Raw genomic sequence first — 24090 nt, 5'->3', positions numbered from 1 at the left:
CAGCCAAGAACTCGTAAAGATCCTCGCTTTTCTGCGCGTGGGAGCGTTCTCACTTTATGCAGGGTCTTGACAATGTAATTGACTGGTCACAGGTTGTAAGGCATGAAACCGCCTGCACACCGCCCCCAGGCAGCGGTCGTCATCAGCCTGATTGCCGTAGTCATGGCCTTCCTGGTCCCCGGTTCCGCCTCCGCGGCCACCAATCTCGTCACGAACTCCGGCTTCGAGTCCGGCACGCTCTCCGGCTGGAACTGTCCGGCCGGCGTCGTCACCACGTCGGACCCGCACTCCGGCTCGTACGCCCTGTCGGCGACGCCGAGCTCGAGCGACATCGGCCAGTGCTCACAGTCGATTGCGGTCCAGCCCAATACGGCGTACACCTTGTCGGCCTGGGTCAAGGGGTCGAACGTCTACCTCGGGGTGGACGGTGGTGCTTCGACGTGGACGACCAGCTCAGGCTGGTCTCAGCTGACGGTTCCGTTCACCACCGGCAACGTCACGTCGGTCACGATCTACGTGCACAGCTGGTACGCGCTCCCGGCGTACCAGGTCGACGACGTCGTCCTGGACGGCCCCGGCGGTGCTGCGGACACGACGCCGCCCTCGACGCCGGGAGGTCTGGCCATCGGTAGTCCGACGTCCAGCTCGCTGCAGCTGACCTGGTCGGCCGCGTCCGACGCGAACGGGATCGACCACTACGACGTCGTACGGGGAACCGCGGCTGCGCAGAGCGTCGGCAACGTGACCAGCTGGACCGCTACGGGACTGGCTGCGGCTACCACGTACTCCTTCAAGGTCCGGGCCTGCGACCCGAGCGGCAACTGCTCGCCGTACGGCGCTGCCGTCTCGGGCACGACGTCCGATGGCAGTACCAACCCACCCGTCAGCAGCCTGCCGGCGCACGCGCTCACCGGCTACTGGCAGAACTTCAACAACGGTGCGACCGTGCAGAAGATCTCCGACGTGCCGGCTGCGTACGACTTGATCGCCGTGGCCTTCGCGGACGCCGACGCGTCCAAGCCAGGCGGCATCACGTTCAACCTGGACAGTGCCGGGCTGGGCGGGTACACGGTCGACCAGTTCAAGGCGGACATCAAGGCGAAGCAGGCGGCCGGCAAGAAGGTCATCCTGTCGGTCGGCGGCCAGAACGGGAGCATCGCGGTCGGCGACTCCACCGCCGCCGCCAACTTCGCCTCGAGCGCGCTCTCGGTGTTGCGGACGTACGGGTTCGACGGGATCGACATCGACCTGGAGAACGGCGTCAACGCGCAGTACATGGGCCAGGCGCTGAAGAGCCTGCAGAGTCAGTTCGGCAGCGGGCTGGTGATCACGATGGCGCCGCAGACGATCGACATGCAGAGCACCTCGACGGAGTACTTCAAGCTCGCGCTCGCGATCAAGGACATCCTGACCATCGTCAATGTGCAGTACTACAACTCGGGCTCGATGAACGGCTGCAACGGTCAGGTGTACTCGCAGGGCTCTGTGGACTTCATCACCGCACAGGCCTGCATCATGCTGCAGGGCGGCCTGCGTCCCGACCAGGTCGGCCTGGGCCTGCCGGCTTCGTCCCGGGCAGCCGGCAGCGGGTACGTCGACCCGTCGGTCGTCAACAACGCCCTGGACTGCCTCACCAAGGGCACCGGGTGCGGCGGCTACAAGCCGAGCTCCCCGTGGCCGTCACTGCGTGGGGCGATGACCTGGTCGACCAACTGGGACGCCGCGAACGGCAACCAGTTCGCCTCCCAGGTCGGCGGCCACGTGCACGGTCTGCCCTGATCATGCACAACTATCGACCGGCTCCGGTGCTGGAGGCGCTCGGTGTCTGCTCGGAGGACGAGCAGCTCTACCGGGTGCTTCTGGCCCGCCCGGAGTCCACTGCAACCGACCTGGCCGCTTCCGCCGACTGGCCCGCCAACCGGGTCAGCCGGCACCTACGGTCGCTGTTGTCGCTCGGCCTGGCGTCCCGTACGCCGGGCCGCCCGGCCAGGTACGTGCCCGCCGTACCGGAGGCTGCCGTCGAGCTGCTCGCGCTGCGGAAGCAGGCCGCGATCGTGGAGGCTCGGCTGGGCGCTGCGATGCTGTCGGCCGAGTTCCGGCAGCCGGATGCGTTCACGGTGATCCGGGGGACCGAGGCGATCGCGCAGCGGTTCTACCAGGCACACCAGTGCGCACAGGACGAAGTGCTCGTGCTGGACCAGCTGCTCGTGTCCACGCGTCACGGGGTGACGTATCGGACGATCTACGACATGGACTCGCTGTCTCAGCCGGGGGATCTGGCCGCGGCACGGTCGTCAGGCTGCTGCCGGATGCTGCGCGATGTCCCGCTCAAGCTGGTGGTCGTGGACCGCCGCATCGCTCTCCTGCCGACGGGTGCGGACGTGGTCGTGGAGCTCGGTCCGTCCAGTCTCTTGGACGCTTTGCTCCGCCTCTTCGACCTCCTGTGGCATCAGGCCAGCCCGCTGACCCCCGCGGTCTCCGAAGGCCCGCTGACGTCGGATGACAGGCAGCTCCTGTCGCTCGCGGCAGCAGGCCTCACGGACCAGGCCATCGCCCGTCGCCTCGGCGTCGCCCAGCGAACTGTGGAACGCCGCATGCAGCGCATCCTGAGGGCCCTGGACGCCACGACCCGCTTCCAGGCAGGTCTCCGAGCCGGCCAGCAGGGCCTGCTCGTCTAGTCCGTCACATCGGCCACGGTGGCGCCCAGGGCCTTCGTGAGCGCCTGGGCGTCCACCGTGATGCCGACGCCGTGGTCACCGCCGCCGATGGAGATGGTGCCGGTGATCCGCTCGTCCGCGATCACCGGCCAGTCGTGCGTGCTGCCGAGCGGCGTGATCGTGCCGCGCACGTACCCGGTGACGTCGTACGCCGTGTCCTTGTCGGGCATGGAGATCCGGTTGACCCCGAGCAGCGCACGCAGCTTCGGCCACGCGATCTCGCGGTCGCCCGGCACCAGGACGAACCGGTAGTCGTCGTCCGAGAGCCGCACCACGATCGTCTTGATCAGCCGGGCCGGCTCGATCCCGCGCGCGGCAGCGGCCTCCTCCAACGAGTTCACGCGACCGTGCCTGGTCACCTCGTAGCTGAGCCCCAACTGGTTCGCTGCATCCGTCGCCTTCGTCACCGGATCAGTTTTGCACCCGGCTGGGAACGTTCTTCAGCAGCAGCGCCAGGATCAGCGTGACGACGAACAGCGCACCGGCCTCTCCTGCGACCCCGGCCCACGCCGCCCGGCTCCACGCCGTACCCGCGAGTCCTCCGAAGACCGAGGAGCCGAGGTAGAACGAGAACAGGTACATGCTCGATGCCTGCCCGGTCCCGACGCCGCTGGCGTGTGCCCGTGCCGGTACCCATCCGCTGGCAACCCCGTGCACCGCGAAGAACCCGGCAGTCATCACGGCGAGCCCCAGCACGATCAGTGGGAGCGGAGCGGCCAGTGTGATTGCTACACCGGCCAGGGTGATCAGACAGCCGATCGGAACCACTTTGCGCCGACCGTAGCGGTCGGCCAGTGTCCCTGCGGTCGCCGATCCAGCCGACCCGAGCAGATACACACAGAACACCAGCCCTGCCGCGCCGGCACTCAACAGGTAGGGCGAGCCGGACAGCCGGAACACCGCGCCGTTGTAGACAGCGACGAACGCGCCGACCGCCGTCGCGGCGATCCCGTACAGCGCGAGCAGCGCCGGATCCCGGAGGACCTTGCTCGAGAACAGACGCGCCTTGCTGGGACGGAAGTTGCGCGACGCGGGCAGGAGCAGCCAGACGACGGCGGCACACAGTACGCCGACCAGTGCGATCCCACCGGTCGCGAAGCGCCAGCCGCCGACGTCCGACAACCCGCCGGCGATGAGGCGGCCCGCCATACCGCCAACTGCCGTACCGGCGATGTACAGACCGCTGGCGCGAGCGTGGCTGTCCTGGTGCACCTCCTCGCGTAGGTAGGCCATGGCTACCGCGGGAAGGCCGGCCATCGCGATCCCCTGGAGAGCGCGTAGGGCCAGCAACAGGTGCCAGCTCGGCGCGAAGGCGCTGAGCAGGGCGAAGAACGAGGTCGCGGCGACCGACCAGCGCATCAGGTTGGTACGGCCGAGCACCTCTGAGGCCGGACCGGCGACCAGCAGCGCCAGACCGAGACCGAACGTGGCGAAGGACACGCTGAACGCACTCTGGCTCGGGGAGACGTGGAAGGCTGTGACCAGCTCGGGCAGCAGCGGCTGGGTGCTGTAGAGCAGGGCGAACGTCGCGAGCCCGGCCGCGAACAAGGCGACGGAGAGCTTGCGGTACTCCGGGTCGCCGGGCAGGTATCCGGGCAGGCGCGCGACGGACTGGTGCATGTCTTCGACGGTCGCACTGTTCGAGCGATACGTAAAATGTCGATCTCAGCAGAAATCGATACGATTTCCGTATGCATGTCGAGGACCTACGGTGGTTCGTGGTGCTGGCCGAGACCGAGCACCTCACCGAGGCGGCCGCCGCGCTCGGTACCAGCCAGCCGAACCTGACCCGGTCGCTGCAGCGCGTCGAGCGGGCCTTCGGGGTGCCGTTGTTCGAGCGCGAACGGCGCGGCGTACGGCTGAATCCGTACGGGCGGCTGGTGCTGGAGGCGGCGCGCGCCGGGAGCGCGGCGATGGACACCGCGCGGCGCCGGATCGACGCGCTGCTCGACCCGGAGTCGGGAACGGTCCGGCTGGCGTTCCTGCACTCGGTGGCGACCAGCCTGATGCCGGACCTGCTCAAGGCGTTCCGGGCGGTGGCGCCGCGGGTCGAGTTCGAGCTGCGGCAGGAGCCGGCGCACGACATCGTCCAGGACCTGGAGAGCGGCGAGGCCGAGATCGCGATCGTGGCGCCCCGGCCGGACCCCTCGCGGTTCGGCTGGCATCTGCTGGAACGGCAACGCCTGCTCCTGCACGTACCTCCTGGGCATGCGCTCGCCTCGCGGCGCCGTGTCGAGCTGGAGGCGGCCCGCGACGAGGCGTTCGTCGGGTTGCAGCCCGGGTTCGGGTTCCGGCGGGTGACGGACCGGTTGTGCCGGGAGGCAGGGTTCAGCCCGCAGCTTGCGTTCGAGGCGACCGACCTCGCGACGATCGACAGCCTGGTCGGAGCGGGGCTCGGCGTGGCGATCCTCCCGGCCGGGGCGGTTCGCGGGAACGACAGCGGTGCGGTGGCGGTTCCACTGGCCGGCGTACGGGCGCAGCGGGAGATCGGGATGGCGTGGCGGTCGAGTACCCCGTTGACGCCCGCGGCGGAGCGTTTCCGCGCGTTCGTGCGCTCCCGCCAGGTGACGACCAGCTGACTGCCGGGAGCACTGACTTCCGTAGCGTTCGTCTGATTTTCCCGGTGTCGACTTGCAGAAAGAGGGCATTCCGCCGCACCCTTGCCTGCGTGAGGAAGCGTCTGGGTGGGTTCCGGCCGAGTCGTCGGATGTTGTTCGCCGCGGGGACCGCGGCAGCTGCGTCGACGGTTGCGGCCGGCACGGCTGCGGCCGCTCCGAACTTCTCCCCGGGCGCGTACGGCTCCGGGGTGCTCAGCGCCTGGGAGGGTTTCGCCAAGGCGATCTCGAACGAGGCACAGATCCGCCGGACGCGGGAGACCGACGGCGTCTTCATGTTCGGCGACAGCATCGGTGTCCAGGACGGCCCCGCGCTGGCCCGGCAGCTGGCTCAGCTCGGGATCAACATGGCCGTCCACAGCTGGGCCGGCCGTCCGGTCACTCCCGCGGTCGACGCGCTCGAGGCCTGGGCGGCGCAGTACGGCCTGCCGCACCGGATCGTGATGTCGGTCGGCTCCAACGACATCTTCGTGCCGCCCGCGGTCGCGGCCCAGATCGAGCGGACCATGCAGATCGTCGGTGACGAGCGGACCGTGTACTGGGTGAACATCCAGGCGGCGCGTACGGCGCTCGGACCCGACGTCAGGGTCGCGGACCAGCGCAACAGCGCGTGGATCAACCTGCAGCTGGCGGACGGGGCTCGCCGGCACGACAACCTGCGGATCGTGCACTGGGCCGAGCACCTGGCCTCCAGCCCGAACCGGCTGTCCCGGCTGCTCAGGGACGGTCTGCACCCGTCGAGGCCGCTCGGACAGAACGCGCGCAACGGGCTGATCGTCTCAGCCATCAAGTCCGGCTGAGACGATCAGACCGTTCGTTTCTCAGAACCCTGCAGTGATCCGTGTGAAGTCCCAGTCGCCCTGGGCGATCCCGCTGCAGTTCGAGACCACACCGCCGCCCGCGCAGCCGCGGTCCCGGTTCACCGACCAGAACGCCAGCCGGCCGAGCCCGTTGCTCTTCGCCCAGTTGGTGATGTTCTGCCAGGTCGCGGTGGTCGTCATCTCCTGCTGGTCCGACAGACCGTTCATCCCGGAAATGCCCTGGTGCGCGTAGGCCTCCGCGGTTGACCAGCCGAAGGTGGACTTCAGCTTGTTGTTGAGGCCCTGCTCCGCGGCCACGGTGTCGTTGTAGATGTTCGAGCTGCCGAAGTCGAACGGCATCAGCGTGAACACGTCGATGTTCGCGCCGAGTGCCTTGGACTGGTCGATCAGCCGGTTGCCGTAGTAGTTCGGCCCGGTGGTCGACGTACCGAACGTGACGATCGTCCTGATGCCCGGGTTGTTCTGCTTGACGATCTTCAGCGCGGTCAGGATCCGGTCCTGGACGACCTCGTTCTCGAACTCGTCGGAGTTCTCGATGTCGATGTCGATCGCCTTCAGGCTGTAGGCGTTGATCACCTGCTGGTACGCGCCGGCCAGGGCTTCCGGCGTACTGCAGTTCGGGCCGAGCTTGTTACCGCTCCAGCCGCCGAACGACGGTACGACGTCACCGCCGGCTGCCCGGATCGCCGCGATCGCGTTGGCGTCGGCGCTGCCCTGCAGGGGACGGCTGCCGTCCCAGGCGGGGTTGCAGCCGCCGGAGGAGAGTACGAACGCCATGGTGAAAGCCTTGATACCGGTCGAGCTCATCACAGTCGCCGGGTTCGGCGGGTCGCCCCAGCCCATGTACAGGTACGGCGCGGCCTGCGGGGACCCGGTGTTGGTGCCACCGGTGCCGGTCTTGACGGAGACGGTGCTGCTCTTCGCGCCTTCTCCTGCGCTGTTGGACGCGCTGACCTGGTAGCTGTACGACGTGCTCGCGGACAGGCCTGAGTCGGTGTACGACGTACCGGTCGGCGAACCTACCTTCGTACCGTTGCGGTAGACGCTGTAGCTGGTCGCTCCGGACACTGCGGACCAGCTCAGGTTCACCGACGTACCTGAGGCTGTGCCAGACAGACCTGTCGGTGCGCCGGGGACGGTGCCGCCACCGCCTCCTGAGCACGAGCCGCTGTTCAGGCGACAAGAGGCGATGCCGGGGAAGTTGCCGGGGCTGCCGTTGAAGCCGAAGGAGACGGTCGCGCCGGGGGCGAGCGGGCCGGCCCAGCTCGGCGGGGTGAACGTGTGCGTCTGGCCGCTGCTGGTGTGGTTGGCGTCCCACGTGCTGGTGACGCTGTAGCCGGACGGGAAGTCCAGTGCGACCGACCAGGTGCTGAGCGAGCTGGTGGTCCCGTTGGTGATGGTCACCTTCCCCTCGAAGCCAGTACCCCAGTCCTGCACCTTGGTGAAGCTGGCAGTGATGCCTGCCGCGCTGGCCGCTTGTGCGGTCAGTAGGGCGACAACCACCGCAGTGATGGCCGCGATCGCCAGAGAGATGCGTTTCATGATGCTCCGATCAGTGGGCGGTACGTGATCAGACCCGTCCCCAGAGTGCGGGGACGTTCGGCGGCTCCCAGCCGACCAGGGAGGTGTGCCCCTGGATGCACTTGTAGGTGACGCCGTCGTAGGTCACGAGCGCACCGGTCGCGTACGTCGTGTTCGGCGCCCATGGGGTGGCCGTCGGGGGCGTGGGAGTCGGCGTGGGAGTCGGTGTCGGCGTCGGTGTGGGAGTGGGAGTGGGGGTGGGCGTTGGGGTCGGCGTCGGTGTGGGGCCGCCCGAGCAGCCCGCGGTGTCTGCGTTGACGGAATCGACCACGTTGTTGAAGAGCGTGACGCCCGCGTCCAGTGCCTCGAGCGAGTACATCATCGCGCCGGCCAACCCGTTGCAGTGCTGGTAGTCGGCCTTCGCCTTGATCGACTGGGCGTTGTCACCCGACCAGAACGTGCCGTTGCTGTAGAACCAGCTCGACTGCGTGGCATCGTCGAAGTGCGTAGCGGACGGGTTGTCCACAAAACCCGTCAGCTCCTTGTAGAACGAGACTCCAGGCACGTTCCCGCTCAACGCATGCCCGTCGGCCGGCCCGGTCGCCGTCTGGTACTTACCGTTGTCGGTGGCCGGAACCCCCTTCCATCCCCTGTAGTAGAAGGGATAACCGATACTCAGCTTGTTCGCCGGGAACCCGCCCGGGATGCCGTACGCCGAGTCTCCGGTGGTCCACGCCTTCACCGCGGAGTCGACCGAGTACTTGCCCTGCCCCGGCGGGATCGGGCTGCTCGGGTCGTTCGGTGCCGTGTACAGCGGGTCCTGGAAGTTCGTCGGCCCGGTGGCCTCCCAGCCGCCGTGCATGTCGTACGTCATCACGTTGTTGTAGTCGAGGTACTGCCCGACCTTGTTCGTCTCGATGTTCGCGATCTTGTCCTGGCCGGCCGGGGTTGCGGCGGTCAGGTAGTACTTCTTGCCGGTCTGACTGCCGTACGCGTCGAGCTGCGCCCGGAACTCGGCCAGCAGCAGCGTGAAGTTCTGCTTGTCGGCGGCGCTGTAGTGGTTGCCGACGTGGCCGTTCGGCGAGCCCGGGTACTCCCAGTCGATGTCGACACCGTCGAAGATGCCGGCCGCGGAACCCGCACCGCCGAAGCCGTCGATCACCGGCAGGTCGCCCTTCAGGAACATGTTCACGCAGGAGCTCACGAAGGCCTTGCGTGAGGCGTCGGTGGCTGCGGCGTCGGAGAAGTACTTCGAGTACGTCCAGCCGCCGATCGAGATCAGGATCTTCAGGTTCGGGTACTTCGCCTTGAGCTTCTTGAGCTGGTTGAAGTTCCCCTGGATCGGCTGGTTCCAGACGTCACCGACCCCGTCGACGCTGATGTCCGCGCCGTACGACTTGCCGTAGTCCGCGAACGCGTCGCCGGCGCCGTCACCGGCGCTCGGGTTGCTCTCGTCCTGGGACGCGGCCTTGTTGGCCATGAAGCAGGTGTGGCTGGTCGGGTCGATGTTCGCGAAGGCGTAGTTCAGGATGTCCAGCTTGCCGGCGGCGCCGGTGGTGACCAGGTTCTTCGGGTAGAAGGCGTTGGCGTAGATCCCCCACTGGGTGAAGTACGCCGTCTTGACGCCTCCGCTGGACGCCTGGGGCGCCGCGGTGGCTGCGTTGGCCGCGGTGACGTCCGGGGTCGCGAGAGAGACGCCGGCGGCGGTGATCAGGGCGGTCGCCGCGACGGCGGCGGTGGCTGCGAGCGTGCGCAATCGACTCATCAGGTTCCTCCGGAGCGATGGGACGGAAGCGGTCCGGTGAAATTTAGTTAAAGACGCTTCGAAAGGAACGGTAACCGTTCGGGGCGGGTTGGTCGCCGGCTCGTCGTGGCGGGTTCCCGCTGCTGACGGAAACCCGACAGCCCTTTGTCCACAGGGATCCGATCCCGTGTCCGCAACGCCCCGAACAACGGCATGTTCTAGGGCATGGACACCAACCCACCACCCCCATCGGTGCTGATGGCAACCACCGACGAAGCCCTGCTCGAGGACTTCCTCCGGCTCGCCGCGGCGGCCGCCGTGACGCCCCAGGTCCAGAACAACCTGGCCGGCCTGCGCCGGCACTGGCATGTGGGTTCGCTGGTCGTGATCGGCCGCGACCTGGCCGAGCCGCTCGCGCGGTGCCAACCCGCCCATCGCCCGGGCGTCGTCGTGGTCGGCTCGGCCGCCGACGGCGACGACCTCTACCGATCTGCCTTCGACATCGGTGCCGACCTGGTCTGCCGGCTGCCCGCCGACGAGCCGCTGCTCGCCGGCAAGTTGGCGGACGCGCTCGACGGCGTCATCCGCACTGCCGTCACGTTGGCCTTCGTCGGCGGTTGCGGGGGAGCGGGGGCCACCACCCTGGCCGCCGCGGTCGCGTTGCTCGGCAACCGTCGCGGGCTCCGGACCATGCTCATCGACGGTGATCCGCTCGGCGGCGGTATCGAGCTGGCCCTCGGCATCGAGCGGGATCCCGGCGACCGCTGGCCCAAACTGCTGAACGCCTCCGGCCGGGTGAGCGCCGCCGCCCTCCGTTCAGCCCTGCCGTCGGTCGACGGCCTGGCGGTCCTGTCCTGGGATCAGTCCGACGTCACGGTCCTGCCGCCGGACACGATGAGCTCGGTGATCGGCGCCGCCCAGCGGAGCGCCGACCTGGTCGTCCTCGACCTGCCGCGCCGCGCCGATCCCGCCGTGGAGGAGGGCTTCGTCCGTTCGACGGTGACCCTCCTCGTGGTGCCGTGCGACGTCCGCTCGGTCGCCGCCGCCAAACGTCTCTCCGGCCCACTCCGCTCCGTCGCCGGCGACGTCCGCGTGGTCGCCCGAGACTCCCACCCCGGCCTGGCACCCGCGGACGTCGCCGCCCACCTCTCCTTGCCATTAGCAACAAAACTCGGCATCGACCCCAAGATTCCCGCGGCGATGGACGAAGGCCGCTTCGCTCCGCACCGCCGAAGCCCGCTGAGCCGCGCCGCCGCCGAGATCCTCAACCTCGTCGACCATCCCTCCCTGGAGCCCGCATGACCATCACCGCCGTACCCGACGGCCTGCTCGACCGCGTCCGGGGCACCCTCGCCCTCACCGGAGCCGCGCCGACCCCCGTGCACGTCGCGGCCGCCCTCCGCGCCGACGGCACGGTCTGCGGCGACGCGATGGTCCTCGCGGTCGTCACCGCGCTCCGACGCGAGGCGCTCGGGGCCGGACCGCTCGACAGCCTGCTCGCCGAGCCCGGCGTCACCGACATCCTGGTCAACGGACCCGACGAGGTCTACATCGACCGCGGCCAGGGCCTCGAGTTCGTCGCGATCCGCACCGGCGACGAGCAGGCCCTCCGTCGCCTGGCCACCCGCCTCGCCGCCGCAGCCGGCCGCCGCCTCGACGACTCCACGCCGTACGTCGACGTCCGCCTCGCTGACGGCACCCGCTTCCACGCGGTCCTCGCCCCGATCGCCGCCCCCGGCACGTGCCTGTCCCTGCGCATCCCGTCCCGCAAGGTCTTCACCCTCGACGACCTGATCGCCGCCGGCGCTCTACCTCCCGCCGGAGCCGCCATCCTCCGCGACCTCCTCGACTCCCGCGTCGCGTTCCTGATCAGCGGCGGCACCGGGACCGGCAAGACCACCCTCCTCAATTCCCTGCTGTCGTTGACGAATCCCGCCGAACGCCTGGTCCTGGTGGAGGATGCCAACGAGCTCCGCCCCGACCATCCTCACGTGGTCCGCCTGGAAGCCCGCCCACCCAACATCGAAGGCGCCGGCGAGATCTCCCTCCGCGACCTTGTCCGCCAGGCCCTCCGCATGCGCCCCGATCGCCTCGTCGTCGGCGAGGTTCGCGGCCCCGAGGTAGTAGACCTCCTTACCGCACTGAACACCGGCCACGAAGGCGGCTGCGGCACCATCCACGCCAACTCCGCCGCCGATGTCCCCGCCCGCCTGGAAGCTCTGGGCGCCCTCGCAGGCCTAACTCAACCCGCCATCCACAGCCAGGCAGCCTCAGCCCTCCGTGCCGTGATCCACCTGACCCGCTCCCCGACCGGCCACCGCCGAATAGCCGAGATCCACACCCTCACGAAACCCCCGAACGCCCCACTGACCACCCAACCGGCCATCACCTTCAACCCCGACAACACTCACATCGTCCACCCCGCCGCCCACCTCTTCACCACGCCCCGGCGCACCCCATGACCCCACCCCTCCTAGCCGCCGCCCTGACCCTCCTGACCACCACCCTCGCCCTCCCACCCCGATCCCCGGGCCTCCACCGCCTAACCGCCCAATCCCCGAGCAAACCCACCCCCACCCCACGCTTCCCCGGCGCCCAGCCCACTCACCTCGATCCGACCGGTCCAGAGCTCGCCCGCCTCCAACCGCCCAGCCGACACCAGCGGCCCCGACTAGCCCGCCCCTGGCTCCTCATCCCGCCAACAGCCGCAGCTCTCATCAGCACCCAAGCCCTCGTCTCCACCCTCGCGATCACCGCCGTCCTTCTCCTGGCAGCCAACCAACGAGCCCATCACCACCGCCAAAAGACAATCGCCACCCGCCGCGCCACCATCATCGAAGCCCTGGACGTCCTGTCCGCCGACCTCACCGCGGGCCGCCCACCAATCGCCGCTCTGGAAGGCGCCGCCTCCGTGAGCCCCGACCTCCAACCGGTCCACGCCGCCGCCAAACTCGGCGCCGACGTCCCCACCGCCCTCACCAAAGCCGCCGCGACCCCCGGCGCTACCAGCCTCCGAGCCCTGGCCGCCGCCTGGCGAGTCACCGAACAGTCCGGCGCCACCTTCGCCGCCCTCACCGAACGCCTGGCCAACTCCCTCCGAGCCGACGAAGCCATCCACCGCCAAACCGAAGCCAGCCTCGCCACGGCCCACTCCACCGCCCGAATCCTCGCCATCCTCCCCATCGTCGGCATAGCCCTCGGCTACGCCCTGGGAGCCCATCCCTTGACCTTCCTCACCACCACGCCACCCGGCTACTTCTGCCTAACCACAGGCCTCCTCCTCACCACCACAGGCCTCCACTGGACCACTCGCCTGTCCACTCCGACCCCCTAACCCACTCACCTCGCACGCCCGGCGTCAGCCGCCGTACCCAACGAGACCCCACATGCCCAAAGCCCTCGCCGCCGCAGCAACTGTTGCCCTAAGCACCTACTTGTTCATCCCGCCGCGCCCCGATCTCCGTCGGCTAACCCCGCCCCGCCCACGTACCAGCCCTCGCCCTCCACGCACCCACCGCCTGGCCGCAACCGCCGCCGCCCTGGGCGCGCTAACCCTCCTCGGTCTCCCGTGGGGACTGATCCCAGCAGCCGTCGCGTACTACGCGATCCCCAAAGCCCTGTCCCGCCTGAAACCCGTAGCCACCAAACAACGCAACCTCCAAATCTCCCGCGACCTCCCCCTGGCCATAGACCTCCTGACCGCCTCTCTGCGAGCCGGCCGCCCACCCCAACAAGCCCTGGCCCTCATAGCAGAAGCCCTCCCGGGCCCACTGGCCGACATCTTCGCCAAGATCGCCCACCACCTGGCCCTCGGCGCCGACCCAATCACCGCCTGGTCCCACCTCAACTCCGAACCTTCCTGCGCCCCCATGGCGCGAGCAATCTCCCGCTCCCTCCGCTCCGGAGCCCCGCTCTCCAAAACCCTCGAACACCTCGCCGACGAAACCCGCCGCGCCAACCACCACGCCGCCGACCAACAAGCCCGCTCAGCCGAATCCCGAGCCACCCTTCCCCTGGGCCTCTGCTTCCTCCCCGCCTTCGTCCTCCTCTCGATAGTCCCCACCATCGCCGACGCCCTGATCCCCTTCCTCCTCCACCCCTGACCACTTATCCACACCCCTCAAAACCCCCACAAACAAGGCGATCCCCCAACGGCATGTTCTTGTCGACCCGCCCCACCCCACCCACCAGGAGGCAAAATGCCCACCCCACCCCCACCCACCAGCACCCACCAACCAACCCCCACAAGCCCCCACCCGCCAACCACTCCCACCACCCACCCAACCGCCGCCCCCAACACCCACCCGGCAACCACTCCCAGCGTCCACCCGGCAACCATCCCAAGCACCTACCCGGCAACCACTCCCAGCACCCACCCGGCCGCCGCCCCGAGCACCTACCCGGCAACCACTCCCAGCGTCCACCGGGCAACCGTCCCAAGCACCTACCCGGCCGCCGCCCCGAGCATCCGCCTGGCAACTGCCCCAAGCACTCACCCGGTAACCGCCCCAAGCACCTACCCGGCAACCACTCCCAGCGTCCACCCGGTAACCGCCCCAAGCACCTACCCGGCAACCACTCCCAGCGTCCACCCGGCAACCGTCCCAAGCACCCACCCGGTAACCGCCCTCAGCGCCCACCCGGCAACCACGCCCATGACCTGCCCCTCAACTGCACCACGCACCTACTCGACCGCCGCCTGCAGCACCCGCTCGGCAGACGCTGCCGGCACCTTCCCGACAATCGGCGCCGGCGCGCACCCGACCTGCAGTTCGACCCTCCCCGACACACACATTCCCGACAGGTCCGCCCCGAGCAAGGCCATCGCCACCGCGGAGATTGGCCCTCCCAGCAAGACAATCCGGCATCGCAGGTCCCGCACAGACCGAGGAGCGATAACCGCCGAGTACGCCGTACTCATCGTCGGCGTCTGCGGCTTCGGCGGAGCAATGGTCGCCCTCCTAAGATCCCCCGCGATGCAGGCCGTCCTCAAAGGAATCGTGAACTTCGGCCTCAAGCTCGCCGGCGTAGAAGGCGTCCACCTCTAAGCCAACCACCCCAACTGAGCCGGTACCTCAAACCTCCTCGGCTCTACCCCTCGATCCGGCGGCCGGTCGGCGCTCCCCCTCCCCCCGACCGGCCGCCACCCAGGAGCCCCGATGCATTCCCGAACACCCCTGACCACACTGCCACCCGCCAAGAGCCGCAGAAGAGGTGACCGAGGAGCCGTCACCGCCGAAATGGCACTGGTGCTCCCTGTGCTGATAGCCCTGCTGATACTGGGAATCTGGTCCATCGGCCTGGTCGTGATGAACATCCGGTGCATCGACGCAGCCCGCGACGTAGCACGTGCCGTGGCACGCGGCGACTCACCCGAGCAGGCAGAGGCAATCGGCCATCGCACAGTGCCGACCGGAACGATCACCATCACCCGCGACGACTCCGACATCTACGTGACCGTGACGACGAAGCCCACCCACAACCCGCCCCTCCTGACCTTCATCACCCCCACCCAGCTCACCGCCAGGGCCACCCTCCAAGCCGAACCGGGCACGCCGTGATCCACTCCCACAGAGCGCATTACGGCGAACGGCGGCCCGGCAAGGCGGGCTCCGACAAACTGCCCTCCGCAGCCGTCCACGCTGAGAAGGCTCCCGCTAACACGACCTGCACCGGGTCGGCTCGCACTGGATCGGCTCGCACTGGATCGGCTCGCACTGGATCGGCTCGCACTGGATCGGCTCGCACTGGATCGGCTCGCACTGGATCGGCTCGCACCGGGTCGGCTCGCACCGGGTCGGCTCGCACCGGGTCGGCTCGCACCGGGACGGCCCGTGCTGGGTCGGCTCGCGTCGGGTCGGCTCGCAAAGGGGCGGTCCGTGCCGGGTCGGCTTGTGCTGGGGCGGCTCGTGCTGGGGCGGCTTGTGCTGGGGCGGCGGGAGCCGGAATGGGTCGTCTTGCGAGGGGGTGCGTTGGGGAGGTTGGGGTTGGTTCGGGGCGTGGTCGGGTGGGGCGGTCTGAGCGTGGTAGTGCGACGCTGCAGGTGCTGTTCGCTTCGGTGCTGTTGTTGGCGGTGTTTGGGGTGGCGATCTTGTGGTCGGCGATCTCCACTGCACGCCACAAGGTGAGTGCTGCGGCGGATCTGACTGCACTCAGCGCGGCACAAGCCCTCAACGCTCCGACCGCCGGTCTTACGACTCCGTCGGGGGTGCCGGGTGCGGCAGGTGATCGGGCGTCGGGTGCTTCGGTTGTAGCGACCACGCAGGGCGTGCTTGGTGTTTCGAGTGTGGAGGCCTGTGTGGTGGCGGGGCGGGTGGCTGTGCGGAATGGGGTTCGACTTACTGGGTGTGAGGTTGTTGCTGATGCAGTGAGCGTTGAGGTTTCGGTGGATGTGGATCTTCGGGTGGTGCGGGCGCCGCTTACTGCAAGTGCTCGTGCTGGGCCGGTGTAAGCCTGTGGTGTCAGGGAGATGGTGCGGTGGGTTCTGGTGTGGTCGCGATCTGGTCGCAATCTGGTAGAGATGCCGCGTTGATGTGGACGGCGTATGCGACAGCGTTCCATCATCGGGAACCGAGTACTGCTCATTTCCGGACGTACTTCCCCGGCGCCCGGACAGTTACCTCGGAGGCTCGCTTGCCCGACCGGATTCGGCTGCTGCTGGTCGATGACCAGATCCTCAGCCGAGGCTTGCTTCGTAGCGGTCTGGAGCGTGAGCGCGATCTGGAGATCGTTGCCGAGCTCAACCGTTCCGACGACGTCGTGGGTGCCGCGAAACGGCATCGGGCGAACGTTGCGCTGGTCGACGCCGGCGGGCCGGGGAACGACAGCATCACGGTCACCACGAAGTTGCGGACGTCGATGCCAGAGTGCCGCGTCGTCATGTTGACGACGTACGGGCGTCCGGTGCACATGCGTCGTGGGCTCGACGCGGGTGCGAAGGGGTTCGCGTTGAAAGGGAGCCCGGCGCCGCAGTTGGCTGACGCGGTACGGCGGGTGCACCTGGGGTTGCGGGTGGTCGACGCGAATCTCGCGGCGGAGAACTTGCGGTACTCGGAGACTCCGCTGAATGAGGAGGAGACGGATACGCTGCGTGCCGCGCGTGACGGTGGATCGGTGTCGTTGATGGCGCGGAAGCTGGACGTGTCGGAGCGTGTGGTGCGTACGCGGCTGTGGTCCGCGATCGGTAAGACAGGCGCTCGGACACGGTCCGACGCTGTCCAGGTAGCTGAACAGAACGGCTGGTTGCTCGACTAGCTGTACAACTACCTGTCGGTCGGCTGGCTCAGGTGCTGGGCGCGCAGCGTCATGGGTGAGCCGGGGGTTGTTCGGGGAGGGCGTCCAACTGGGACAGGAGCCAGTTGGGTCCGGTGGGGGTGGCGCCGGTGGAGGCTAAGCGGTCGCGGAGGGCTCGGTCGGCGGTGACCACCGTGATGGTGGGATGAGTTGGGTCGGCGGCGGCTTCCTGGGTGACGGTGACGATGGTGTCGTCGCCGGAGCCGGGGGCCAGGACTACCTGCAGGTTCGCGGGCGCCTTGTCACCTGACGTGGCTTGGCGGGCGGCGCCTTCCAGGACGACGATCACGGTCGTGTCAGGGGATTGGGCCTGGAACGCGGCGAGGCGGGTCAGGAGGCGGCGGGCCGCGCCGGCGCGGTCTCGCCACCAGCCGTCGGGCCGTGAGCCGATCACGTTCGCGGCGTCGACGACGATGACTTGGCTCGGCTCGCTGTCCATCGGTCCAGTGTGCACGTGAGCGGGTGCGGGGTGCCCGGCGCCGCCGGTGGGTGGGCTAGGCGCAAGCGGAGAGGAACTGGCCGGTGTGAGTTATCAGGAGGTGGGGACCGGCGCCGGCCTTTAGGTGGGTTCGGGGAGTGGTGACGGGGTGGCGGCTGCCGTCGGGGGAGATCACGAGGGTATTGGGGGCGTTCAGGGCGATCAGTTCGTCGTCGGCTCGGACCAGGACGGGAGCGTTGTAGGACCAGGAGAGGGCCGTGCGGCCGGCTCGAAGACCTTCCAGAGCGGCGGTGGGGAGTTCGTCGGGGCCTTCGGCGGAGGCGTCCACGGCGATCCAGGTGGTGGGAGTGCCAGGTGGAGTGAGCGACGTGGGGTTGTGCCAGTCGCTGCCGCCGATGGGGGTGGTGGCTTCGAGGCCCCAGGCCTGCCACCAGGCGACCGGGCCGCCCCAGGTGTGGTCGAGCCAGGAGGAGTGCCAGATTTCGGCGAGCGGCGGGTGGTCGGGGAGCGGGTGGCGCCAGGAGCAGTCGCCGCCGAGCGGGTGGTTGATGGAGAGCAGGCCACCGCGGGAGGCGACCTCCGAGACCCAGGTGGCGGCGGGGCGGCGGAAGTCGATGAAGCCGATGTCGCCGAACGCGTTGGCGTGGCCGGTGTCGGTGGTGACCTCCTGGCCGGGGATGAGGCCGATGCCGAAGCGGCCGCTGAGCGCGGGGAGTTCGGCGTGATGGGCGACGGTGTTGTGATCAGTGACGGCGAGTACGTCGAGACCGGCCGAGACGCCGAGTGCCGCGAGGTTGGCGATCGGGGTGGAACCGTCGGAGTGCAGCGAGTGCGCGTGGAAGTCACCGGCGATCCACTTCAACCCGGCCGAGGCAGGCAGGGTACGGCGAGGTGGACGTGGCGGTACGGCGATGCCCGCCGAAGCGTCGGCGTACTCCGCGAGGCCGGGGATCACGTCGACGGGGCCGGTGACGGCTTCGACCAGGAGTTCGACGCCTTCGACGGGTACTCGGTGGAGGCCGAGGACGATCGACCAGGTGCCGGGTTCGAGTGCGCCGGGCAGGTAGCCGGGGGTGGCGGCGTCGGGGGTGATCGCGAACGTCCGGCGGGCGCCGCCGGACCAGCCGCGCCAGCCGGCGGCACCCTCGCAGCCGATGTCGATGACGGCGCCGTCGACCGCGGGGACGGTGAGGGTGACGAGCAGGCCGGGGCAGTCCGGTGGGATGTCTACGGGCAACGAGTGCCAGACGGATTCGGCGCGGTCGTCGAGGGTCCAGCGCCGGCGGTACGACGTGACTGCCATCAGCTAGGTCTCCAGAGCCGGGGTTGTGGGTTCAGTAAGGCGCAGGGTCAGGCGACGGTTGCTGGTTGGCGGGTCAGGAGTTCGCCGGAGTCGCGGTTGTAGAGGAGGACACGGGAGGCGGGAGCTGTGAGAGTCACGGGCGCGCCGGCGGCGGGCTCGGCCTCTTCGGGGACTGTGACGCCGACCAGGGTGCCGTCGCAGTCGACGGTGACCAGGGACTGGGTGCCCAGGTTCTCGGCCACGACAACCGTGCCGCGGAGGGCGGGGCCGTTGACGTCTCCGGTGGTCAGGGTCAGGTACTCCGGACGGATGCCGACCGTTACCTCTGCGTCCGCGGGGGTGGAGAAAGTTGTCGCGGGCAACGAGCCGCCGGCGACCGCGACGGTGCCGTCCGCAGCAGCACCGTCCGACCGGCCGGACGTCACCTTGCCGGGTAGCAGGTTCATGGGAGTGGAGCCGATGAAGTTGGCCACGAAGGTGTTCGCCGGGCGGGCGAAGACCTCCCGCGGTGAGCCGAGTTGGCGGAGCTTGCCGGACTCCATCACAGCGATCCGGTCGGCGAGCGCCAGTGCCTCGGCCTGGTCGTGCGTGACGAAGACGGTGGTGATGCCCAGGTCACGCTGCAGCTTCTTCAAAAACGTCCGCGCTTCCAACCGCAACCGGGCGTCGAGGTTCGACAGCGGCTCGTCGAGGAGCAGGACCTTGCCTTCGGACGCGATCGCGCGGGCCAGCGCGACCCGCTGCTGCTGGCCGCCGGACAGCTGGCCGGGCTTGCGCTCCAGCAGCCCGTCCAGGGAGAGTTCCCCGGCGGTACGAGAAGCCACCGACGTACGTGTTGCGGCGGGAACCCGTCGTACCTTCAACGGATACGTGATGTTCTCGGACACGCTCATGTGCGGGAAGAGCGCGTAGTCCTGGAACACCATCGCCACGCCGCGCTTCCCGGGCTCGAGACGCGTCACGTCCGCCGCGTCGATGCGGACCGTGCCCTCGGTCGCGGCCTCCAGGCCGGCGATCGTCCGGAGCAGGGTTGTCTTGCCGCACCCGGACGGGCCGAGCAGGGCGAAGAACTCGCCGTCGGCAACCTGCAGGTCCAGCCCGTCGACGGCGCGGACGCCGTTCGGGTAGACGGTTGCCAGGCCCTCGATGTCGATGCCCGCCATCAGCTCTTGATCCCTCCGTGGAAACGGAACCCGTAACGCGAGTTCACCAGCAGGTACAGCACGACGACCGGGATCGAGAACAGCAGCGAGAACACCGGCAGCACCTGCAGGTTCACGCTGCCGCCTTCGTCGGTGAGGGTCTGCATCAGCACCGCACCGGGCTGCTTGTCGATCGACCGGATCAGCAGGAAGGGCACCAGGAAGTTGCCCCAGGAGTTGACGAACGCCCAGACCATGATCGTGGCCAGGCCGGGACGGGCGACCGGAAGTACGACGTCCCGCAGGATCTGCAGCGTGGACGCACCGAAAACCCGCGCCGACTCCTCGTACGACTTCGGCACCGCGTCGACGAAGTCCTTCAGGATGAAGATCGCCGCCGGCAACAGCCCGCCGGTCATCACCAGCGCGACGCCGAACCGCGAGTCGATCAGCCCGAGCTGGAACATCATCACGAAGATCGGCACCATCGCCGCGGTCCCGGTGACCACCGACGAAAGCAGCAACAACCCGTAGAGCAACGCGTCCCGCCCCGGGATCCGTACCCGGGACAGCGCGTACGACGCCAGTGCGGCGAAGGCGGTCACGGCCACCGCGGTGGTGATGCAGATCAGCAACGAGTTGACCATCGAGTGCATCGCGTACGGGTGCGCGAACGTCTTCCGGAAGTTCTCCAGCGTCCAGTCCGGCCAGTGCACTCCGAGCCCGGGCGACGCGTCGAACGGCGCCGACGCGATCCACAGCATCGGTACGGCGAAGAACAGTGTGATCGCGCAGATCAGCACGTAGAAACCGATCCGGCGCACGACATAAGCCCCAGTCATGAGCGCCTCCGCAGCAGCCGCAGGTAGACCAACGAGACCAGCAGGTTCGCGATCAGCAGCAGGAACGAGATCGCCGACGAGTACCCGAGCTCACCGCCCTGCAGCGCGACGTTGTAGATGTAGACCGGCACCGTCTCGGACTCGTGGTTCGGCCCGCCCTTGGTGAGCAGGAACGGCGAGAAGTCGTTCGCCGTCCACAGCGAGATCAGCAACGTGTTCGTCAGGACGTGCCCGCGGATGTGCGGGAACACCACGTCCCGGAGCGTCTGCCAGCCCGACGCGCCGACCATCCGCGCCGACTCGAGCTGCGACGGCGGAACGGCCTGCAACGCGGACGAGTAGAGCATCATCGAGAACGCCGTACCGCGCCACGTGTTGAACACCACCAGACACGCCATCGGGTAGTCGATCAGCCATGCGGTCCCCGGCGTACCGAGCAGGCTGTTCAACGTACCGCCGTCGCGGTCGTAGAACGCGACCCACAGGTACGCGACCACCGTCGACGGCAGGATCCACGCGAGCAGCGTCAGGGCCTCGACGGTACGCCGGACCGCCGGGCGGGCGCGCCGCAGTACCCAGGCGAGCGTGAAGCCGAGGATGTTCTGCCCGATGATCGCGGAGCCGAGGACGAACAGCATCGTCAGCCACAACGCGTTGTGGAACAGCGCGTCGTCGAGAGCGCGGGTGTAGTTCGACAGTCCGACCATCGACGGCGACACGGCCTCGACACCGGTCAGCCGGTAGTTCGTGACGCCGATGTAGATGGTCCAGAGCGCGGGGAAGATCAGGAACGCGCCGATCAGCAGGAGCGCGGGCGCGATGAAGCCCAGCGCGCGGCCGACCCCGAGCCCGGCGACGTCCCGCGCGGGGCCCCGACCCCGCGCGGATTCGGTCACAGAGGCCATCAGTTGCTGGTGACCTTGTCCTTGCCGCCGGCCGCGGTCTCGACGGCCTTCTGGTACGCCGCTGCCGCGTCAGCGGTGCTCTTGCCGCTGATCACGTCGGCGGTCGCCTGCTGCAGCGCGGCCGACACCTTCGGGTACTCCGCGCGGCCCGGACGGTACTGCGTGACCGGCAGCACCTTCTCGGCGACGAAGCTCAGCATCGGGTCGCTCTTCAGTACTTCGCTGTTCACGTCGGACCGCTGCGTGATCTTGGCAGCGCCGGCCAGCGACTCCTTCACCATGTCGGCGGAGTTCATGAACTGCAGGAACTCCCACGCCTGCTGCGGGTACTTCGTGTTCGGGTTGATGACGGTCGCGCCGCCGCCGGACATCGAGACGAAGTCCTGGCCCTTCACGCCGGCGCCGGGCTTCATCGCCGGGATCATCGCCCAGCCGACTGCGGTGTCCCGGTCGGCCATCTTGGCGACGCCCTCCTTGGGCTCCACCACGCTGCGCCAGAAGTAGTCGCTCTCGAGCAGGATGCCGATCTTGTTCGCGGCGAACTCGGCGAACGACTTGTCCCGGCCCTTGGCCTCCTTCTGCAGCACCGGGTCGCCGAGACCGGTCGAGTAGATCTGGTGGTAGAAGTCCAGCACCTGCCGCAGCTGCGAGGTGTTGCCGAGCCACTTGCCGTCGGAGTTCACGGTGGCGCCGGTGCCGACCAGCAGCGGCAGCACGCCCTGCATGGTGGTCGCCTCGCCCATCGCGGTGCCGGCGTTGATCTGGATCGGGGTGACCCCGGAGATCTTCTTCAGCGCCTGACCTGCGGAAATGATGTCGTCCCAGGACTTCGGCTGCCAGTCGGCGGGTAGTCCGGCCTGGGCGAAGAGCTTCTTGTTGAAGTACAGGACGCGGCCGTCGGTGCCGCCGGGGACGCCGTACCGCTTGCCGTTGTAGCTGCCGAGTGCCTGGACCGCCTCCGGGATCTGCTGCCAGCCGTCCCAGTTGTCCACCTTGGAAGCGTCGCCGACCGTGTCGGTGAGCGGCTTGATGTAGTTCGCCTGGGCGAACTCGCCGACCCAGATGCCGTCGATCTGGAACAGGTCCGGTCCGGACTTGTTCGACAGGTCGAGGGACAGCTTCTGCTTGTAGACCTCGTCGTCGGAGCCGTCACCCTGGAACTTGACGGTGACGTCGACGCCCTTGCCCTTCTGCTCGGCGACGAACTTCGGGATCAGTACGTCCTGGATGAAGGTGGCGCCGGCGCTGCTCTTGCCGCCCTTGACCGAGTTCGAACCGAAGGTGAGCTCGACCTTCTTGGCGTCGGCGTTCCGGTTCGCGTCCTGACCGCCGTCGCTACTGCCCGAGCCGGAGGACCCGAGGCATCCGGTGAGGAGGGCGAGAGCCGCGGCGCCGAGGACGCCGGCGGTCGTGAACCGCGAGAGTGATCGCATCAGGGCTCCTTGCAAAGTGGTCCAGCGAGCGTGCCGGTCAAACATTGGCATCATCGGGCGACTATGTGAAGACTTTTACCCAACCCGGTGGCGAACGTTTGCCAAGCGCAATCAACCAGGAGGTGTCAAGCCGGGATCCCACGGGACGGATTGCGAAAGAGTTAAAGGTCGCTCAAGGTTGTGTGGCAACAGGTAGTTGCCTAGATACACACGGTGATCGAGCGAGCTACATTCATGCCGTTCGTTTCAGTGGGATCGGAGGTGAAATGACGTGAGACTTCTCCACGGAGTTGCTTGCCTGGTCGACGAGCTGCTGGGTTGCTGGTGCTGGTGGTGACGGCCAGGGCGGTGACGACGACGCCGGGCTCCCGCTGACGCGCAAGCAGCGGGTATTCCGGTCATCGTCCCGAGCACCGCCCCGACAGAGGAGAAGACAACAAGCGGCCGGCCCCGACGATGTCGGGGCCGGCCGTCCTCTCGTTGGTCTGTTCAGCTCTGGGCCAGTTGCATCATCTGCTTCGGTAGCGTGGTCATCTGGGCCGGGACCGGGACCTGTGGCCGGATCAGCGACAACAGGCTGGCAGCTGCGCCGGCGATCGGCAGCGGCAGTGCCAGGCCGAGCGAGGCGAGCAGTGCGTTCACCAGCGCGAGTACGGCGCCCAGGATGTCCAGGCTCGGGACCGGGAGTCCGCTCCAGGCCTCGATCGGAGTACTGGCGACGCTCATGCTGCCGGTCGGTTGCGCCTGCTTGGCCTTCCCCTTGCCAAGCAGCGACGTCAGGGCGAGGCCGCTGGCGGCGTTCACGAACGTCCCCGAGCTCTCGTCGTAGGTCCACTTCTGCCCGTCACCGTTGCGGCAGGGCAGGACCAGTAGTGGCGCTGCGGCCGGCACCTTCGCCAGGTCCGCCCCGCTGTCCAGACAGGCGCCGGTCGTCGCAAGGGCGCCACCGACGCTCTTGCTCATCGCGACCTGCAGCTGGCCGGACTCGGTGTAGATCCACTCCTGGGTCTTGCCCTCCTTGCCCGGGGCACACGCCATCATGACCGCCATCGGGACCTTGTCGGCCGCGACGAACGTCAGGCAGTAGCGGGTGTCGGACCTGGTGGCGATCTGTTGGGCCACGCCCACCGTCACGCCCGGAGCCTTCGAACCGCTGGGTGCCGGGTTCGCGGCCTGGGCCGGTACGGCGGTGGCGATCGCGACACTGACCGCGAGCACCACCACTCCGGTGCGGCTGAACAGCTTTCGGATGATCAAGACAACCTCCAGAGGTCGTGCTATCTCACGGCGTCAGGTCGTCGGGACCCCGTGGCGC

22 protein-coding genes are annotated in these 24090 nt (G+C 68.4%); 11 read left to right on the top strand and 11 right to left on the bottom strand.

Annotated elements, in window-relative coordinates:
- Window positions 1-102 precede the first annotated feature (102 nt).
- On the top strand, window positions 103-1779 hold the full coding sequence (locus tag AB0M51_RS28735; RefSeq protein WP_344189556.1) for a glycoside hydrolase family 18 protein: 1677 nt from the start codon (window positions 103-105) through the stop codon (window positions 1777-1779).
- 2 nt (window positions 1780-1781) lie between these two features.
- Window positions 1782-2678: a helix-turn-helix domain-containing protein gene (locus AB0M51_RS28730; protein WP_344189558.1), complete on the top strand. Its 897-nt coding sequence runs from the start codon at window positions 1782-1784 to the stop codon at window positions 2676-2678.
- On the opposite strand, the gene AB0M51_RS28725 is transcribed toward AB0M51_RS28730, so the two are convergent.
- Complete coding sequence (locus tag AB0M51_RS28725; protein WP_344189560.1) at window positions 2675-3124, bottom strand: YbaK/EbsC family protein; 450 nt, start codon at window positions 3122-3124, stop codon at window positions 2675-2677. The genes AB0M51_RS28730 and AB0M51_RS28725 overlap by 4 nt on opposite strands.
- A 4-nt stretch (window positions 3125-3128) precedes the next feature.
- Window positions 3129-4337, bottom strand: a complete 1209-nt coding sequence (locus tag AB0M51_RS28720) for an MFS transporter (RefSeq protein WP_344189562.1) — start codon at window positions 4335-4337, stop codon at window positions 3129-3131.
- A gap of 71 nt (window positions 4338-4408) precedes the next feature.
- Here AB0M51_RS28720 and AB0M51_RS28715 point away from each other — a divergent pair, with 71 nt between their 5' ends.
- Together AB0M51_RS28715 and AB0M51_RS28710 are read left to right on the top strand one after the other, a co-directional pair.
- Entirely contained in the window at window positions 4409-5296 is an 888-nt protein-coding gene (locus tag AB0M51_RS28715; RefSeq protein WP_344189564.1) for a LysR family transcriptional regulator, read from the top strand.
- Window positions 5297-5385: 89 nt separating this feature from the next.
- Window positions 5386-6132, top strand: coding sequence for a hypothetical protein (locus AB0M51_RS28710; RefSeq protein WP_344189566.1), 747 nt, complete (start codon window positions 5386-5388; stop codon window positions 6130-6132).
- Between the two features lie 21 nt (window positions 6133-6153).
- Here the strand turns inward: AB0M51_RS28710 and AB0M51_RS28705 are convergent, their stop codons facing one another.
- Together AB0M51_RS28705 and AB0M51_RS28700 are read right to left on the bottom strand one after the other, a co-directional pair.
- Window positions 6154-7695: a cellulose binding domain-containing protein gene (locus tag AB0M51_RS28705; protein WP_344189568.1), complete on the bottom strand. Its 1542-nt coding sequence runs from the start codon at window positions 7693-7695 to the stop codon at window positions 6154-6156.
- A 28-nt stretch (window positions 7696-7723) separates the two neighbouring features.
- Window positions 7724-9439: a glycosyl hydrolase family 18 protein gene (locus AB0M51_RS28700; protein WP_344189570.1), complete on the bottom strand. Its 1716-nt coding sequence runs from the start codon at window positions 9437-9439 to the stop codon at window positions 7724-7726.
- Between the two features lie 204 nt (window positions 9440-9643).
- Between AB0M51_RS28700 and ssd the strand changes: the two genes are divergently transcribed.
- The 7 genes from ssd to AB0M51_RS28665 all read left to right on the top strand — a co-directional run bounded on the left by ssd (window position 9644) and on the right by AB0M51_RS28665 (window position 16672).
- Window positions 9644-10720 carry a septum site-determining protein Ssd gene (gene ssd, locus AB0M51_RS28695; protein WP_344189572.1) on the top strand — a complete coding sequence of 359 codons (1077 nt, stop codon included), beginning with the start codon at window positions 9644-9646 and terminating at the stop codon, window positions 10718-10720.
- Complete coding sequence (locus AB0M51_RS28690) at window positions 10717-11880, top strand: TadA family conjugal transfer-associated ATPase (RefSeq protein ID WP_344189574.1); 1164 nt, start codon at window positions 10717-10719, stop codon at window positions 11878-11880. Before ssd ends, AB0M51_RS28690 begins: the two co-directional genes overlap by 4 nt.
- Window positions 11881-12329: 449 nt before the next feature.
- Window positions 12330-12752 (top strand): hypothetical protein, encoded by a 423-nt coding sequence (locus tag AB0M51_RS28685; RefSeq protein WP_344189576.1) that lies wholly within the window; start codon window positions 12330-12332, stop codon window positions 12750-12752.
- Window positions 12753-12804: 52 nt separating this feature from the next.
- On the top strand, window positions 12805-13521 hold the full coding sequence (locus tag AB0M51_RS28680) for a type II secretion system F family protein (RefSeq protein ID WP_344189578.1): 717 nt from the start codon (window positions 12805-12807) through the stop codon (window positions 13519-13521).
- Window positions 13522-13617: 96 nt separating this feature from the next.
- Window positions 13618-14466 carry a DUF4244 domain-containing protein gene (locus AB0M51_RS28675; RefSeq protein ID WP_363751266.1) on the top strand — a complete coding sequence of 283 codons (849 nt, stop codon included), beginning with the start codon at window positions 13618-13620 and terminating at the stop codon, window positions 14464-14466.
- 111 nt (window positions 14467-14577) lie between these two features.
- On the top strand, window positions 14578-14979 hold the full coding sequence (locus AB0M51_RS28670) for a TadE family protein (RefSeq protein ID WP_344188697.1): 402 nt from the start codon (window positions 14578-14580) through the stop codon (window positions 14977-14979).
- A gap of 1072 nt (window positions 14980-16051) precedes the next feature.
- A complete protein-coding gene (locus AB0M51_RS28665) occupies window positions 16052-16672 on the top strand; it encodes a response regulator transcription factor (RefSeq protein ID WP_344188696.1) in 621 nt (206 codons plus the stop codon).
- Between the two features lie 49 nt (window positions 16673-16721).
- On the opposite strand, the gene AB0M51_RS28660 is transcribed toward AB0M51_RS28665, so the two are convergent.
- The 7 genes from AB0M51_RS28660 to AB0M51_RS28630 all read right to left on the bottom strand — a co-directional run bounded on the left by AB0M51_RS28660 (window position 16722) and on the right by AB0M51_RS28630 (window position 24032).
- Entirely contained in the window at window positions 16722-17150 is a 429-nt protein-coding gene (locus AB0M51_RS28660) for an NYN domain-containing protein (RefSeq protein ID WP_344188695.1), read from the bottom strand.
- Window positions 17151-17205: 55 nt separating this feature from the next.
- Complete coding sequence (locus tag AB0M51_RS28655) at window positions 17206-18453, bottom strand: CehA/McbA family metallohydrolase (protein WP_344188694.1); 1248 nt, start codon at window positions 18451-18453, stop codon at window positions 17206-17208.
- A gap of 47 nt (window positions 18454-18500) precedes the next feature.
- The gene (locus AB0M51_RS28650) at window positions 18501-19616 is read right to left on the bottom strand and encodes an ABC transporter ATP-binding protein (RefSeq protein ID WP_344188693.1); all 1116 of its coding nucleotides are present in this window, start codon (window positions 19614-19616) and stop codon (window positions 18501-18503) included.
- Window positions 19616-20437: a carbohydrate ABC transporter permease gene (locus AB0M51_RS28645; protein WP_344188692.1), complete on the bottom strand. Its 822-nt coding sequence runs from the start codon at window positions 20435-20437 to the stop codon at window positions 19616-19618. Before AB0M51_RS28645 ends, AB0M51_RS28650 begins: the two co-directional genes overlap by 1 nt.
- Window positions 20434-21342 carry a sugar ABC transporter permease gene (locus AB0M51_RS28640; RefSeq protein WP_344188691.1) on the bottom strand — a complete coding sequence of 303 codons (909 nt, stop codon included), beginning with the start codon at window positions 21340-21342 and terminating at the stop codon, window positions 20434-20436. The genes AB0M51_RS28645 and AB0M51_RS28640 overlap by 4 nt, the downstream gene beginning before the upstream one ends.
- Entirely contained in the window at window positions 21342-22775 is a 1434-nt protein-coding gene (locus AB0M51_RS28635; protein ID WP_344188690.1) for an extracellular solute-binding protein, read from the bottom strand. The genes AB0M51_RS28640 and AB0M51_RS28635 overlap by 1 nt, the downstream gene beginning before the upstream one ends.
- 489 nt (window positions 22776-23264) lie before the next feature.
- On the bottom strand, window positions 23265-24032 hold the full coding sequence (locus tag AB0M51_RS28630; RefSeq protein ID WP_344188689.1) for a hypothetical protein: 768 nt from the start codon (window positions 24030-24032) through the stop codon (window positions 23265-23267).
- Between the last annotated feature and the right edge of the window lie 58 nt (window positions 24033-24090).

It is taken from the genome of Kribbella sp. NPDC051137 (assembly GCF_040682535.1).
GTDB lineage: Bacteria > Actinomycetota > Actinomycetes > Propionibacteriales > Kribbellaceae > Kribbella > Kribbella karoonensis.
This window is presented reverse-complemented; position numbering and strand designations above follow the sequence as displayed.